Raw genomic sequence first — 16,363 nt, forward strand, 5'->3', positions numbered from 1 at the left:
TTCCAAGTTTTCCTACCTTGGGATGCAATGCTGTCAAAAAAAGGGAATCGTTGATCACAATAATATAATAATAAATCCGAAATCCCCCCCCTGCCTTCAATCCTCTTTTTGATAAATGGATTAGGAGAAGAGCAATTTAATCTTTTTCCATGGTAACTATTATTACCATTGTTTATACCATCAAAAAAATCGAATAACTCAGTGTTGAGATTTTTGTAACTACTTTTTTTAGATAGTTTATAGATTTGATCTTTTACTTGTGGGATACAAAAAAAAATCATTTAGAAATTTGATATTTGTTTATCGAGATCGTTAAAATCAGAGTCAGTTCTTAACTCAAAAAAGATCATTTCTGTATCCACAATATTCTCTTCTAACAATTCTATCTCGTTCCTAAACTTTGACACTGTAGAAGGACAATCTTGGTCAATCTTACCTTCCTCCATGGCTTTCAAATCATTTTTAAAACCAGAAAGCATTCCCCTACTAATGTGTAGGATCGAACTCACTTTTTGTAGTGTATCATTGTTCGAAGTGGTTTCTATCCACGTTAATTTTTCAAGCTGAGAAGAAACCACTTCCATTAACTGAACCTTTTGATCGATTATATTAATCAAATCGGTAATTGTGTCCAAATAATGGTTTAAGACCTGCTGATAGCGAATATCCAAGCCTCGCGCTTTCAATGAGCTTTCTCCAATTTCATCAAAAGCACCTCCAATTGTTGGGTTTAATGTTTTGTTCATGGATTTATAAGTTAGTATAAAAAGATTAAACTCAATAAAAGCCTTAATTTTCAATCCATTGCGTAGTTATTTTCGCAACGTAACTTCACAAATATGGTAATCTTATTGTTACAATACAATACTTTTTATACTACAAATTGTTAATATTTAGCGTTTATTTCTCAGGTTTTATACCCATAAATGATTGATTATTTTTCAATTTTTATTATAAAGTTGTCTGAAAATAACGAACAGATTTTGAAATTATAACAATTAAAAATTATCTGAATATCTCCAAAATCACATCTTCACACTAGCATCTCCCACTTCTGGTTTTCTGGGTCACCTTACGTGACTTCTCCAGTACTTGTGCATCATTAGGTATTTAAAGCTGTCAGAGGCGTTGGTGCTTTCAATAGCTAGCCGATGTATGGATAGTTTTTCGCTACCCTATCGAGTACAGGTAAAAGTCTCTGTCTGTCTCCTGAGCCAATATCATGGAGTTTAGGTTCCCAAATATTGGCCTATTGGATTTTATCCTGTCATGGTACTTGTGGGTCCTGCAATCTTCCTCATCCTTAAAAACAAAGCCCCCAACACTTCCAGTAGCGATGGGGTTTTGTTTGTTTCGGATGTGATGGTGTCAGGATTTTTTTACCTGAATCCCGCATTGATGGTGTCCAGTTTTTCCGTTCCCGGACACAACGTATTTTCCTTCATGGTGTTTAAAGGTGTATCGGAAGTGTCGATAATGTCATGCAAGTCACCGTATTCCGTATTGATGTACAGTAAGCCGGTGAGTATTTCATCCTTTAACCGGGCTTGCTGAATGGCATTGGCTGCGGATACCCTGTCTTCGGGGTCCCAGTCCGGAGCCAATTTGTGTAATTTCATCTCAGAGCCATCATGTAGCGATACAGCTGTGCCCGTACCTTCCTCATACTCGGCATGAATGGGTTTTTCTTCGGGGACAAAATCCAAGGTACCCGTGGCTTGCATGTGTTCACGTACATAATCATAGGATTTGGTGGATCCGGGATTGTTGTTGAAAGTGACACACGGGGACATTACATTAATAAAGGCCAGGCCTTTGTGTTGTATACCAGCCTTGATAAGTGGAACCAACTGCTGTTTGTCACCACTGAAACTCTGGGCAACAAAGGTGGCTCCTAATTCTACTGCCAGACTTGCAAGGTCCACAGGTTGAAATGGGTTGATAGACCCCGCTTTGCTCTTAGACCCTACATCGGCAGTAGCTGAATCTTGCCCTTTGGTAAGGCCATAGCAGCCATTGTTCATCACAATGTAGACCATATTTAAGTTTCTACGGATGGCATGCACAAATTGTCCCATACCAATGGAAGCTGTGTCTCCATCTCCCGAAACACCAAAATAAACCAGGTTTTTATTGGCCATATTGGCTCCTGTAGCTACGGAAGGCATTCTGCCGTGCACAGAGTTAAAACCATGGGAATTGCCTAGAAAGTAGGCCGGGGTTTTGGAAGAGCAACCTATTCCGGAAATTTTGGCTACCAGATGCGGTTCTATATCCAATTCGTAACAAGCTTGCACGATGGTGGCACTGATACTGTCATGTCCACAACCTGCACAGAGCGTAGAAATACTTCCTTCATACTCTTTAAGGGTATACCCCAGCTTGTTTTTGGGCAATTTTGGGTGTCTAAATAAAGGTTTCAGATAAGTCATGAGCTACGGCGGTTTTTTGCTTTAAATAATTGGTGATTTGGGAAGCGATGTCGTCTGCAGTGATGGGCATGCCATCATAATTCAGTACAGGGGCTAGTTTCGCAGGATTGGTTTGCATTTCATTAATGATCAGGCTGCGAAGCTGCCCATCTCTGTTTTGCTCGATGACAAACACAAGCTTGTGAGATTGGATAAATGTCTCAGTAGCTTCTCCAAAGGGGAAGGCTTTGATGCGAATGGCATCCAGGTGAATGCCTTTTTCTGCCAGCAAATCTTTGGCTTCTTCTGAAGAATAGGTGGAGGTTCCGAAGAACAACATGCCTATTTCCTGCCGGTTTTCTTCTTGATACAAGTGGGGTTCGGGCATTATTTTTTTTGCCGTTTCCCACTTGGTTTGCAGGCGTTTCATATTGCGCACATAGGCTTCACTGTTTTCAGTGTACACGGCATACTCATCTCTGGAAGTTCCTCTGGTGGTAAAGGCGCCTTTGGATGGATGGGTGCCGGGATAGGTTCTATAAGGAATACCGTCTCCTTCATTGTCTAGGTACCTGCCAAACCTTCCCATGGCTTCTAGTTCTTCCCTGTTCAATACTTTTCCTCTGTCATATTTCTTTTCAGCATCCCATGTAAATGGCTCGCTCATATGATCGTTCATGCCCAGATCCAGATCTGTCATCAGTATGATGGGGGTCTGAAGGCGATCTGCCAGATCAAAGGAGGTAGCTGTCATTTCAAAACACTCTTTGGGAGTAGAGGGGAATAACAAAGGGTGCTTGCTATCCCCATGGGAGGCATAGGCGGCGATGGTAATGTCCGACTGTTGCGTTCTTGTGGGCATGCCGGTACTGGGGCCGGCCCTTTGCACATCTACCAATACGGCAGGTACTTCTGCAAAATAAGCCAGACCTATAAATTCACTCATTAGTGAGACTCCCGGGCCACTTGTCGCTGTCAGGGATCTTGCCCCATTCCAGTTGGCACCGATGACCATTCCCATGGCTGCCAGTTCATCTTCAGCCTGAACGATGGCATAGTTTTTCTTTCCTGTTTCGGGATCTACTCGGTATTTGCTTGCGAATTTTTCAAATGCCTCTGCAACAGAAGTTGAAGGGGTGATGGGGTACCAAGCCATGACCGTTGCTCCTCCATATACGGCACCCAGTCCACAGGCTGTATTTCCATCCACCAGGATTTTATCCTTGACGAGGTCTCTTCTTTCCAGTCTTATGGGTAGGGGGTAGTCAAAATGCTTTTTGGCATATTCCATTCCCAGTTGCAGGGCTTTTACATTCGGAGCTATCAGCTTTTCTTTGCCGGCAAATTGCTCCTTGAGCAATGTTTCCAATACCTCAAACTCTATGTTTAGCAAAACAGAAAGGGCACCTACGTAAATGATGTTTTTGAACAGTTGCCTTTGTCTTGGGTTGCTGTAGTTTGCATTGGCCATTTCCATCATGGGGACTCCCAAGTAATGGATATCCCCCCGGATCATATCCGTATGCAGTTTTTTGGTGCTGTCGTACATCAGGTAGCCTCCGGGATGGACGCTTTCTATGTCCTGCTTCATACTTTGGGCATTGACTGCTATGAGCAGGTCTATGCCTTCTCTGCGTCCCAGGTAGCCCTTTTCACTTACCCTTACCTCATACCAGGTAGGAAGCCCTTGTATATTGGAAGGGAAAATATTTTTAGGGGTGACGGGAATTCCCATCCTGAAGATGGCTTTGGCAAATAGAAAATTGGCACTTGCTGAGCCGGTGCCGTTCACATTGGCAAACCGTGCTACGAAATCATTTACTCTTGCTTGAGGGTGGGCAATGGTTTGTTGCTCCTTCATATACTTCCTGCTTTTGTTACACTGTAAAAATATTGTTGCATGTCCCAGGCGGAGGTGGGGCATCTTTCGGCACATAGTCCGCAGTGAAGACATACATCTTCATCCTTAACCATGACCCTGCCGGTCTTGAGTGTGTCTGACACCAAAATATCCTGAGATTTATTGGTCGCCGGTACCAGTAATTTTTCCCTCAATTGGTCTTCTTCCGGTTCATTGCCGGTAAAGGTGATGCAAGAAGTGGGACAAACGTCCATACAGGCATCGCATTCTATGCAGCGGTCCTCCGTAAATTCCGTTTGCACATCACAGTTCAGGCAACGTTGGGCTTCTTTAAAGCCTGTGGGTAGGTTAAATCCCAGTTCGACTTCTTTTTTTCTGTCTACCAAGGTTAGGGATTTCTCTGCTTGAGGTACCAAAAATCGTTCGTCGTTGGTTACCGGGCTGTCGTAACTCCATTCATGGATGCCCATTTTGGTGCTGAAGAGCTTGGTAAACGGAGCAGGCCGCTTTGTAAGGTCTTTTTGCTCGCAGAATAAATGCATGGATACAGCTGCCTGGTGTCCATGTGCCACAGCCGTTATCACGTTTTCCGGTCCAAAGGCTGCATCACCTCCAAAAAAGACCCTTGGATTTGTAGATTGGAAAGTAACTTTATCTACCGTAGGCATTTCCCATTCGTTAAACTCAAGTCCTATGTCCCTTTCTATCCACGGGAAGCTGTTTTCCTGACCTATGGCAATCAAAACCTCGTCTGCTTCTATAAAAACGTCCGGCTCGCCGGTTGGGATTAATTTTCTTTTGCCCTTGTCGTCATAGACGGCATCCACTTTCTGGAATTTCATACCGATCAGCTTGCCATTTTCTACTTCGAAACTGAGTGGTACATGGTTGTCGAAGATATCAATGTCTTCGTGTTGGGCATCTTCTTTCTCCCAGGGAGAGGCTTTCATGTCCTTGAATGGACTTCTAACTACCACTTTTACACTTTCTCCACCCAGACGGCGAGAGGTACGGCAACAATCCATGGCGGTATTTCCTCCGCCGAGTACAATTACTTTTTTGCCGATTTTTTTGGTGTGTTCAAAAGCTACACTGGCCAGCCATTCTATGCCTATATGGATGTTGGCATCTGCTTCTTGTCTGCCGGGAAGTTTGGGCAGGTCACGACCTCTGGGGGCTCCTGTACCTACAAATACCGCATCATAATCTTGTTCCAGCACACCTTTTAGGCTGTCTACATAATGCATAAACTGGGTATGGATGCCTAAATCCAAGATATAGTTGACTTCCTCATTGAGTACTTCTTCTGGAAGCCGGAATGCTGGGATCTGGCTTCGCATCATGCCCCCTCCGGCAATCTGTTCGTCAAACAAGTGGATTTCATAGCCCAGAGGTGCCAAGTCTCTGGCCACTGTCAATGAAGCAGGGCCTCCGCCTATCAAAGCTATTTTTTTGCCATTCGAAGGAAACGGAGCGTGAGGCATCAGGGCTTTTACATCCCCTTTATTGTCTGCAGCCACTCGCTTTAACCTGCAAATGGCTACGGGTTCTTCTTCTACTCTTCCTCTTCTGCATGCAGGTTCACAAGGGCGGTCGCAGGTTCTGCCTAAAACCCCGGGGAATACATTGGATTCCCAATTGATCATATAGGCTTCGGTGTACTTTTCTTCTGCAATTTTTCGGATGTACTCAGGGACCGGTGTGTGGGCTGGACAGGCGTACTGACAGTCCACTACCTTGTGGTAATACTCTGGATTACTCGTATCGGTAGGCTTCATTATTATTTTGGGTTTTGACCTTTACTTTGTGGGAGGAAAGGTCGTTGTTGCTAATTCAGATTAATTTTAGAAAACTTAACCCTGCAAACCAAATTATTGGAGAACATTTTTAACACTTAGCCCATTTTCCTTCCTGTATTTGTGATTTTTCAGCCTGTTTTGTATTCGTTTTCTCCTAATTCACTTAGGTAAAATTGGCTCAGCTTTGTCCAGCGCGATTGCCCCTCAAAAATATGTGTTTGCAGTGAGGGCGTTCTTAATAAAATCGATATGCTCAGAATTAACTTTTTTAAAATCAAAATGACAGTATTCAATGTAGCAGCTCAACCGGGTGCTATCATGGTAATACCAAACCCGGCGGCTGAGCGGAGCCGAAGCCTTAGGGTTACGTACGCGTAATACCTACCCCTTCCGCCCAGGGTCCAGTATGATATCAAACGCATCAGAATCCCCCTTGTCAAGGGGGAATTGCAGAAAAAGGTATTTATAGCTGATATTCTGAAATTAATTGGGCTGATAAAACTAGCAGGTAGATCGCTTGTAAATTTGGGGTAGTACTAACAAACAATAAATTTTAAAACTGTAAACTTTTTTCAGGACGGGGCATACATCAAAAGCGGTACTTAATCAAAAACCTCTAAGCATCTATTTAGATCAAGTTGCTTCACATCAATCCCGGTGGCTGAGCGGAGCCGATACCTAACGGCTGAGTGAACTCAATACCCGGTGGCTGAGCGGAGCCGAAGCTATAGGGTGGCGTATCCGAAACACCTACACCTTCGGCTCCGCTCAGGATCCGGTAACCGGGAAGACTATAAATTTAATTTTCGAATTTGTTTTTTCATAGACTATTAATCTTCTAAATAGCCAAATTTACCATTGTTAAAATCATTGAATGCTTCCATTAACTCCTCCTTGGTGTTCATGACAAAAGGGCCATGGGCAGCAATGGGTTCATCAATTGGTGCTCCACTGAGCACCAAAACCACGGAATCTTCACTTGCCTCTATAGTGAAGTTTTCTCCATCATTTGCCATTAATGCCAAGTGATTGGTTGGCGTTTTTTCGCTACCGTTGATCTCAATACCTCCTTCCAAAACCAGTAAGACAGTATTGTAATGAGCAGGGAAATCAAAATCTACTTTCCCTCCTTTGTTTAATTTAGCATTCATCATGTGCAAGGGGGTGAAAGTGGAGGCCACACCTTGGACTTCTTTGTAGGCACCTGCTATCACTTCAATCTCCCCTGCATTGTCTTCCAACTGCTGGCGAGGGATTTCCTTATTTTTTATGGCCTGATACTTAGGGGAACTCATTTTGTCCTTGGCGGGCAGGTTGACCCAAAGTTGTACCATTTGAAATTCTCCACCGGTTTTGCTCCATTCTTCTTCATGGTATTCTTTGTGCAATACACCACTCGCTGCTGTCATCCACTGCACATCTCCTTCGCCGATTACTCCGCCACCACCACTGCTGTCATGATGTGCCACTTTGCCTTTGTAAGCAATTGTTACCGTTTCAAATCCTCTGTGGGGATGAACGCCCACCCCCTTAGGCTGACTTGAAGGAGGGAATTTATAGGGTGAATTGTAATCCAATAAAATAAAAGGGTTTACCCTCTGCATATCCAACCTGTAACCACTGGGGATAAAATTATGCACACGAAAACCATCACCTACAAAGTGAGGCTCTTTGGGACTTGCTATCAATTCTACTGTTCTTGTTTTCATAGCTCTTATTGTTTAATACTACAAATTTACCAAGTAGAGAACCTCTACGCATTGATCTATGATAAGAAGCTATCCCTTGAAATTTTTTTTCGCCAGTTCTTTTCGGACCCGGCTTAGGCTTTCCGGTGTAATGCCCAGATAAGAGGCCACCATTGTCTGAGGAACCCTCAATAGTATATCCGGGTACATTTTTACAAACTGTAAATACCTGTCTTCTGCATTTGTACTCAGCAATAGGTTGATTCTGTTTTGCAAATGGCGGATATGATTGTGTAGCAGTCGATTGTTGAAATCCGTGAAATTTGGGACCTTATTTGAAAGCATTTGAATAAAGCTTTCGTCTAAAAAAAACACTTGACTGTCCTCCAATGCCTGGATGAAATAAACAGAAGGCTGGTTAAAATAACTGCTTTCACGATCGGTTACAAACCAGTTTTCAGGTGCAAAGGACAAGACATGCTCTTTGCCTTTATTGTCAATAGAATATTGTCTTAAAAGTCCTTTTTCTACGAAAAAAGTATGGCTGCAATGTTCGTTCTTTCTCAGTAAAAATTCATCTTTTTTCACCTGTTTTACCTTACAATTTTCAAGGATTGATATAATTTCCTTTTCTTCAATCATAAGGTTTGAAGTCAAGAAAGTTTTAAACGTGGTGTGTTTCATTGTTTTCGGTAACCTGAGGTTTGTTGCTAAAGATCGACTCCTTGCCAAGGCCTGAATTTACAGAAATATACCGGTCATCTGAAAATCATACGGTGAAAATCTGCTTTATGATTTTCTTCATACAGTCGGTTTTACTTTAGAAGAACCCTTAAAAGGAGTTTGGTAATTACCAATCAGATAATAGTATTGTTAATTTGTGAAAAAACGGTGGTTTGTAAGGGTGTTTTTCCGTATGTTTCCTTAATATTGGTTCATTATTCTCCATTTCCCAAAAATCTTTAACATGGCTACCCGAAGAGGATTTCTTTTAAAAAGCAGTATGTCCGTTTTAGCAATAGGTCTACCACAGGTAGGTTTTTCTTTTTCCAAAGCCCCATTTGCTCCTAAATTTAGCCATAGTCTCGATGTAGTAGCCAAGTTGTTTGACGGCAAACAATGCTGGGTGCATCCCAGAGCGGGCACAGTGGATGGGTCAAAGGAAATAGTCATGACCATGAGTACCCTGGATCTGGAGGGGAGCGATGTCTTTAAAGGCATGTACCAAATCCTAAGCAAAGATGGCGGAAAAACCTGGACCAAACCCCGGAAATCGGAACCTTTGGCACCTAGAATTGAAGATATAAATGGGCAGGAACGGCCTGTGGCAGCAGCGGATTTTTGGCCCAAGTGGCACAGTAAAACCGGTGTATTGCTGGGGATAGGGCATACCATCGTGTACACCCCGGAATGGAAAGTGGCCAATCCCCGACCCAGGCATACAGCCTACTCAGTATATGATCCACAAGCAGAAGACTGGTTGTCTTGGAAAAAGCTCGAAATGCCGGAAGGTGAAACGTTTTTCAGTGCAGGCGCCGGCTGTGTGCAGCGATTGGATTTACCTGATGGTTCTATCTTATTGCCTATTTACTATAAACCTCCGGGAAAAAATTCAAGAGTGGTGGTCTGTCATTGCAGTTTTGACGGTAAGGAGTTGCGTTTTTTGAAAAAAGGCAATTCCCTAAAGGTGGACAATGATACAAGAGGTTTGCATGAACCTTCTTTGATGGAATTTGGGGGTAAATATTTTCTAACCATTAGAAATGACCTGCAAGGTTATATCACAACCAGTGTGGATGGTTTACATTATGAGGCCATCAAACCTTGGACTTTCGACGATGGTTCTCTTTTAGGCAATTACAATACCCAACAGCATTGGGTCAGGCATTCCGACGCTTTATATTTGGTTTATACCAGAAAAGGAGCGGACAATGACCATGTGTTTAGGCATCGAGCACCCTTATTTATGGCCCAAGTAGATACGGAAAAGCTGGCAGTAATACGTGATACTGAAGTGATATTGGTGCCGGAAAGAGGAGCTAGGCTGGGTAATTTTGGTATTACCGAGGTTAGTCCCAAAGAAACTTGGGTAACCGTTTCCGAATGGATGCAGCCGGAGGGAGTGGAGCAGTATGGTAGCGATGGCAGTGTTTATGTAGCCAAGATTAAATGGAAAAAGCGGAACAAACTTTTTGGGAAATAGCCTTTATCCCGGGTGCTACGATTGTATTGCTGATAGATAATTAATTACTTATTTAGGTTTTAATTTCTGAGTTTTATATAGACCAAACACGGAGGGTAAGGGTATTTACCTATAGTGTATGGATACTTTAATTGAATGAAAACGATTTATTGATACCATTAACCACCAAAGCCAAGTTTTTATGACTGAACATGCCATTAAGCCAAACAGAATCCTCTCCATAGATGCACTGAGGGGATTTGATATGTTGTTTATTATTTTTGCAGACCGTTTTTTTGCAATGCTGCATAAGGGTGGGCAATCGCCTTTTACAGCCTTTCTAGCCGATCAATTTAGCCATCCCGATTGGTTTGGGTCTACCTTTTATGATATCATCATGCCTCTCTTTTTATTTATGGTGGGGGCTGTTATTCCTTTTTCCTTGTCCAAAAGGATGCAGGAAAATACGGGCAAGGCCCAAATTTATAAAAAACTCTTTAAGCGGGTTTTGATCCTGTTTTTTCTAGGCTGGATTGTGCAAGGGAATTTATTGGCTTTGGATATCAATACCTTTAAAATCTTTAGCAATACCCTTCAAGCCATTGCTGTAGGTTATTTCTTTTCTTGTCTGGCTTTTATTTATTTGAGCAAGAATGGGCGCTATATTATGTTTGCTGGATGTTTGATCATTTATGCCTTGATACTCACAGTTCCCAATGTTCCGGGAGTTGGTCAAAGTGTGATTCTTCCTGATAAAAATTATGCGTTGTATTTTGACCATTTGGTATTGGGGCGGTTTGATGATGGCTATCAATACACCTGGGTATTGACAGGTTTTGGATTCATCGCCACAACGCTTTCCGGTTTGTTTGCAGGAGAACTGATAAAATCCGCACTCCCCCGTAAAAAAGTAGCTCTTTACCTTTTGTTGGCCGGAATAGCAGGACTTGCCTTAGGTATGATTTGGGGTATCTGGCATCCAATAGTCAAAAAGATATGGACCAGCTCATTTGTATTGGCATCCTCAGGGGTATGTTTTATTTTATTAGCCATTTTTTACTGGATCATAGATGTAAAAGGTAAGTATAAATGGGCCTTTATGTTTAAGGTGATTGGAATGAACGCCATTACTGCTTATGTGCTTTCCCATGTGATAAGTTTTCCTGATATAGCAGATTTTCTAATGTTCGGGTTAGAACAATATACAGGAGCATATTATGGGGCTTTGACTACACTTGGTGGCTTTGGTTTGCTATACCTAATTCTTTGGTACATGTATAAAAACAATACTTATATTAAAATATAGCAATAAACATTTTACAATAATGATTGAACCCATTAAAACCTGGCTGCCTATTTTAGCAATAGGTAGCCTTTTCCTCTTTTCCTGTGGAACGAACCAGCCTTCTGCAGAATCAAGCATGTATGGTGACAATATGCTTCACAAACTGGCGTATAATAATCCCGGGTTGTTGGTGGACTTGGATGCTGGTTTTAAAGCCGTACCCATGCCCATGGACTTTGATGGGGATGGAGATCTGGATTTGTTGATTTCAGAATCCGGAAGCTATACGGAATCGGGGATTTTCTATTTTGAGAATATATCCGGCAATACAGAAATGCCTGTTTTCAGAAGAAGGATGAAAGTTTCCTTTGAGCGAAGGAGACTTGGAGATGATGGTTCAAGATTTCAGGCTTCATATGTAGATGGCAGGGTGCATGTACTTACACCTGACAGGGTAAGGGAGAAATTGTTGATTTATAAAGATGTGCCTCAAAATGTCTTTTGGGATGAAAATGAAGTGCATTTACCTGTTGAAGGCTATGATTACCTGCACAATTGCAAAACAGAATGGAAAATTATTGATTTTGATGGGGATGGCCTACATGATTTGATGGCAGTTGCCACACGGGACAAACCCAGAACCTATCGTGGAAAGTTGGGCAAAGCAGCCGAAAATCTTGATTTTGTTACGGATGGAAAGAGCCATGTATTGTTTCTGAAAAACAGCGGTACAAATGAGGATCCTGTGTATGAAAATCCCCAAAGACTGTTGAAATCAGATGGATCTGCTTTGTCCGAAGGGCTATCAATGAAACCCATGTTTGCGGATTTTGACAATGATGGAGACTATGATTTTATGAGCATCGGTAAAAACCATGAAAATTTCGACATCGACTGGAATGATGATTTTATTATTTACTTCGAAAATACCGGTTCTGCCACCGAATATGCGTTTGGTCCCGGGAGGGCTTTGAAAATTGACGGACTCCCTATCCAATATGAGTCCAGGGCCACCATGCATCAGACTGCAATTGATTGGAATAAAGATGGTTTTATCGATCTTCTTGCCGGTGATGAAGATGGTAAGATTTCTTATCTCCGGCATACTGGAGAGGTCAAGGATGGCATACCACAATTTGAAGCACCAATATATATTCAGCAAGAAGCCAAATATGTAGATTTCGGGGCTTTGGTAGCTCCTAGGATTTTCGATTGGGATGATGATGGATTGGACGATATTATCAGTGGAAACGGTGTAGGACATATTGGCTTTATCAAAAACCTGGGAGGGAAGGATCCCGTCTGGGATGCGCCCAAATTGCTTGAGGCAGATGGAAAGCCTATCCGGTTGATTCAAACGGAAGCCCTTCCCAATACTGAGGCCCCAATTTGGGGGTATAGCACCATTGATGTGGGTTATTGGGATGAAGATGATTTGCCGGATATTCTGGCCAATGAACACAATGGAAATATTGTGTTTTTTAAAAATACTGGTAGCAAGAAAGCCCCTAAACTTGCAGCTCCAAAGCCATTGTACGTGGAATGGGAAGGCGAACCACAGCGACCTGCCTGGGTGCCCGGTGTGGCCAAAGCAGACAATGAATTGTTGGCTCCTTGGAGAACATCTCCATTGATTATGGATTTTAATGAAGATGGGTTAAATGATTTGGTCATGCTGGACCATGAAGGTTATTTGGCAGTGTATCCTCGGAAAAAGGTGAACGATAAATTAGTACTGATGCATCCACAAAGGAATTTTGTCTTTCCTGATGGTCAACCCATTTTGCTCAATCAGCGTACAGGGTCGAGCAGTGGGCGGTTGAAAATCACTTTTCACGATTGGGATGGCGATGGCTTGGAAGACCTGATTGTATCCTCTAAGCCGGCAGTAGATTGGATGAAAAATAAAGGCATGAAGGATGGTAAATTGGTATTGGAATACATGGGGAGGGTGTTGTCCAAAACCTTGATGGGGCATACCGATGGTCCGGTGGTGTCAGATTTTAATCAAGATGGTGTGCCGGATCTTGTAGTGGGAACCGAAACAGGGCAATTCTATTATTGGCAAAGGCCAAGTTTTGATATCACCTCTACTATGACTACTACAGGAAAACAAGAGCCTGCTGATTATCCGTATTTTAAGCGGTAAATACCTATCGTCATGGCGAGCCAAAGCGGAGCAATCTAAAATGTAAGTCCATCGAAGGATGTCAAATTGGGTAATTATATCATTTGAAATTTGTACTTATTCTACCGGACTGCCGCAGTTGCAAAGGGGCTTCTTGTAAACTTCTTGTACACATTTGCTCCCTCGCAGTGACGAATTGTTCCTATTGTCATTGCGAGCCAAAGCGAAGCAATCTGATTTGAACGCCAGTGTAAAGATTTCGAATAGGATCATTGGATACCATAGGACGTATACCTATTCCCACAGACTGCCGCAGTCCCAGTGCTGATTTACTTTACCATTTTTGTACGCAATTACTCCCTCGCACTGACGATAATACCTCAGCCTAAGTTATTGGCCCTAGGTAGCCAATATTATGTGACAGGGTTTTGCCGGTATTGTTGCCTTTTCTTACAACGATACCGTTGAAATCTCTACCCAATTTAGGGGTCTAATCTTACTATTTTAAATGTTTTAGAATCAGGGATTATTTTTTTTTACCGATATCCTTTTTGCAAATTTTATTCGCTTTTGTTTCATTTTCCATTTATTTCGAGACCTTTAAGAGATTCCTTTTATCCGCTAATTGCGGCGGTAATAATCAGAAAGAATAGCAAGGAGTTTAAGATAAGTCTCAAAGAAGCAAATCCAAGACGCTTGTCTTTAAATAGACTACCAGCTGTATTTTTGAATATCAATGATAAGAGCCAAATAATGGCAAAGACGTTGATAAGGGTAAAGAAAGATAGAAAATAAAATAGTACTGGAAGATCTAAAAACCTGTAAAAGATACCATATAGGACATACATCAATATAGTAAAGATTGAGGTGTTGCTATTCCATGAATTGATTAAACGTTCACTTTTTTTCTTATAAAGCATAGTAACAATCAGTAAAATCCAAAATCATTAGTCCTACACCAATCCATCCCAGTGCTCTGCGTCCGACTAAACGTAAAGCTTTAACTGTGGTTTGAACACTACCTAAAGCTCGGGTATTTCTCATTAAATCATACATTCCTGTAATGCCTATCGCAGTATTGAGACATGAACGAATCCTTGGGTCGATAGAAAAGTTGTAGTTCGAGTAATTTATCGCAAAAGAAAGTTCTGCGAGTTGTTGATCAGAAAAATCTTTAATCGCTCTTATTTCCTCGGTAGACATTTTATTTAGATCCCCATTTCTATCAAGTTTATTTATTAATTTGTTGTGCAAATTTCTCCCATTTTTGATTAGAGGATTCAAAGAATGTTTTATTTTTTTTCCAGAATATCGGCAATTATTCTTCCGTTTTTAAATTCATACTGTGTTTCTGCAATATTTCCAATAATATTTTTTAATTCATTATGAGAAAGAAGGTCTTTTTCTTGAATTTCAAAGCTATCAAAAGTCTGGGAATCATTTAAATTTTCATCACAGGAAGAAATGAAAAATATTGAGAAAATGATTAAAATTGTTTTAAATTTTGTAGTAAGCATTTTATTACCAATTTATAGATTAAAATTGGCCATTTCGCTATTGAACACTTTATCAAAAGGCTACTAAGTGCTGACGACTGAATTGGGGATAATCCAACCTTTCGATTTTTACAAAAACAAACCTAAATTTAGTAAAATGGCTTGAAGAAAAAACTACTAAACCAACATTGGATATTAAAACAATATCTCAAATGTTGGTACCATCAAACGTATTTATTGTTCGAATGCTGTTTTTAAGATAATAACAATGAATTAAATTTCAAATTATTTTTGTTATTTCATTCCTACAGACTACTGTGTTCAATAAGCCGAGTTACCCTTATTAATCCTTTTTTTCCTCTTGGTAGAGATGAAGGGATGCAGTTTAATATAACTCAAATAATAAACTAACGAATTTAATGATTTACAGCTTAAAAGGGGTTGCTGACATTCATATATTTTTAACCGGCCTAGGGGCTTTACGGTTTGGAGCAGGAATATCTATTCCTGAATCATAAATACTTCTCTAAAAAAGCATCAATATAAAATTGGGCATACTCATTCACTTTTTTGGCAGCATCCATGGTATGGGGCCAGCCTTTGAGTCGGTGGTAATCATGTTCAACACCGGCCTGATTTAACCAGCTGGCAAGGGAGTCGGATTGGCTGACAGGGACCAAGGAGTCGATGGTTCCTTGGAAAATTAAAGTAGGAGGATCATCGGGGCTGATAAAGGTACTTGGTGAGGCAAGTTTGTACATCTCAGGGATTTCTTCATAAGTAGCGCCCATAAAACTAAGTACCTGCTCTGTGGTGATGGCATAAGGAGTAGTGATGTCTACCGGCCCATAAAAATCTACAATCGCCTTTACCTTACTATCTGTACCAAGCTCCTTACAATCTTGGTTGAATAGTTCCTCATCCCCTCCATAACCGAGCAAAAGTGAAAGGTGTCCACCCGCAGAGCCTCCGATCAGCGCCATGCGATCCGGGTCAATGCCATAATCAGCCGCATGTTGTTTGACCCATTTGATTCCACAGTTGACATCCTGGGCAGCTGCCGGAAATTTCGCAACACCTGATAGCCTGTAGGAGAGGGTTACCGTAACATAACCTTTTTGGGCGTAATCGATCATATAGGGCAAATAATCCTGTCTTTTACCTTTTTTCCAAGCTCCACCATGGATAAATACCATCGTAGGGGCAGGAGCTTTCAAGCCTTTCTGTTTGTAGATATCCAATTGTAAGTCAACATCTCCAATGGTTTTATAAGTTACATCTTTTATTGCCTCTAAATCATCCGGTACTGGAGGTTTCGAATCGATTAATTCCAACATTCCCGAACCGTAGGCCATTTTGAGGAGCGTTTCATTCATGTATCCCTTGGGTGCTTTGAGTGGGCGGTCTGGGTCTGTAGCAGCAGTTTTGCATCCCAACAAACTGAATAAGGTAAATAGTAAAAGAAATGTATTTTTCATAATGCGATGTTTGATCTTAATTAAGCAATGTTTGT

12 protein-coding genes are annotated in these 16,363 nt (G+C 41.5%); 3 read left to right on the forward strand and 9 right to left on the reverse strand.

Annotated features, from left to right (window positions below):
* Positions 1-281 precede the first annotated feature (281 nt).
* The 6 genes from ACYVHJ_RS20095 to ACYVHJ_RS20120 form a co-directional block, all read right to left on the reverse strand.
* On the reverse strand, positions 282-746 hold the full coding sequence (locus ACYVHJ_RS20095; RefSeq protein ID WP_460518450.1) for a hypothetical protein: 465 nt from the start codon (positions 744-746) through the stop codon (positions 282-284).
* A 633-nt stretch (positions 747-1,379) separates the two neighbouring features.
* Complete coding sequence (locus tag ACYVHJ_RS20100) at positions 1,380-2,432, reverse strand: 2-oxoacid:ferredoxin oxidoreductase subunit beta (protein WP_303614658.1); 1,053 nt, start codon at positions 2,430-2,432, stop codon at positions 1,380-1,382.
* Positions 2,407-4,272, reverse strand: coding sequence for a 2-oxoacid:acceptor oxidoreductase subunit alpha (locus ACYVHJ_RS20105; protein WP_460518455.1), 1,866 nt, complete (start codon positions 4,270-4,272; stop codon positions 2,407-2,409). The genes ACYVHJ_RS20100 and ACYVHJ_RS20105 overlap by 26 nt, the downstream gene beginning before the upstream one ends.
* Positions 4,269-6,050, reverse strand: coding sequence for an FAD-dependent oxidoreductase (locus ACYVHJ_RS20110; protein ID WP_339902356.1), 1,782 nt, complete (start codon positions 6,048-6,050; stop codon positions 4,269-4,271). Before ACYVHJ_RS20110 ends, ACYVHJ_RS20105 begins: the two co-directional genes overlap by 4 nt.
* Positions 6,051-6,901: 851 nt before the next feature.
* Positions 6,902-7,780, reverse strand: a complete 879-nt coding sequence (locus ACYVHJ_RS20115; protein WP_460518458.1) for a pirin family protein — start codon at positions 7,778-7,780, stop codon at positions 6,902-6,904.
* 69 nt (positions 7,781-7,849) lie between these two features.
* A complete protein-coding gene (locus ACYVHJ_RS20120; RefSeq protein ID WP_460518461.1) occupies positions 7,850-8,443 on the reverse strand; it encodes a Crp/Fnr family transcriptional regulator in 594 nt (197 codons plus the stop codon).
* Between the two features lie 283 nt (positions 8,444-8,726).
* Here ACYVHJ_RS20120 and ACYVHJ_RS20125 point away from each other — a divergent pair, with 283 nt between their 5' ends.
* The 3 genes from ACYVHJ_RS20125 (at position 8,727) to ACYVHJ_RS20135 (ending at position 13,375) form a co-directional block, all read left to right on the forward strand.
* Complete coding sequence (locus tag ACYVHJ_RS20125; protein ID WP_460518464.1) at positions 8,727-9,962, forward strand: sialidase family protein; 1,236 nt, start codon at positions 8,727-8,729, stop codon at positions 9,960-9,962.
* 181 nt (positions 9,963-10,143) lie between these two features.
* The gene (locus tag ACYVHJ_RS20130; RefSeq protein ID WP_460518468.1) at positions 10,144-11,247 is read left to right on the forward strand and encodes an acyltransferase family protein; all 1,104 of its coding nucleotides are present in this window, start codon (positions 10,144-10,146) and stop codon (positions 11,245-11,247) included.
* Positions 11,248-11,266: 19 nt separating this feature from the next.
* On the forward strand, positions 11,267-13,375 hold the full coding sequence (locus tag ACYVHJ_RS20135) for an FG-GAP repeat domain-containing protein (protein ID WP_460518471.1): 2,109 nt from the start codon (positions 11,267-11,269) through the stop codon (positions 13,373-13,375).
* A gap of 888 nt (positions 13,376-14,263) precedes the next feature.
* Here ACYVHJ_RS20135 and ACYVHJ_RS20140 read toward each other — a convergent pair.
* From ACYVHJ_RS20140 to ACYVHJ_RS20150, 3 genes are all read right to left on the reverse strand, one after another.
* Positions 14,264-14,638: a hypothetical protein gene (locus ACYVHJ_RS20140; RefSeq protein WP_460518474.1), complete on the reverse strand. Its 375-nt coding sequence runs from the start codon at positions 14,636-14,638 to the stop codon at positions 14,264-14,266.
* Between the two features lie 8 nt (positions 14,639-14,646).
* Complete coding sequence (locus ACYVHJ_RS20145; RefSeq protein ID WP_460518477.1) at positions 14,647-14,871, reverse strand: hypothetical protein; 225 nt, start codon at positions 14,869-14,871, stop codon at positions 14,647-14,649.
* A gap of 491 nt (positions 14,872-15,362) precedes the next feature.
* Entirely contained in the window at positions 15,363-16,328 is a 966-nt protein-coding gene (locus ACYVHJ_RS20150) for an alpha/beta hydrolase fold domain-containing protein (RefSeq protein WP_460518480.1), read from the reverse strand.
* Positions 16,329-16,363 lie beyond the last annotated feature (35 nt).

The sequence above is a fragment of the Cyclobacterium sediminis genome, assembly GCF_054781075.1.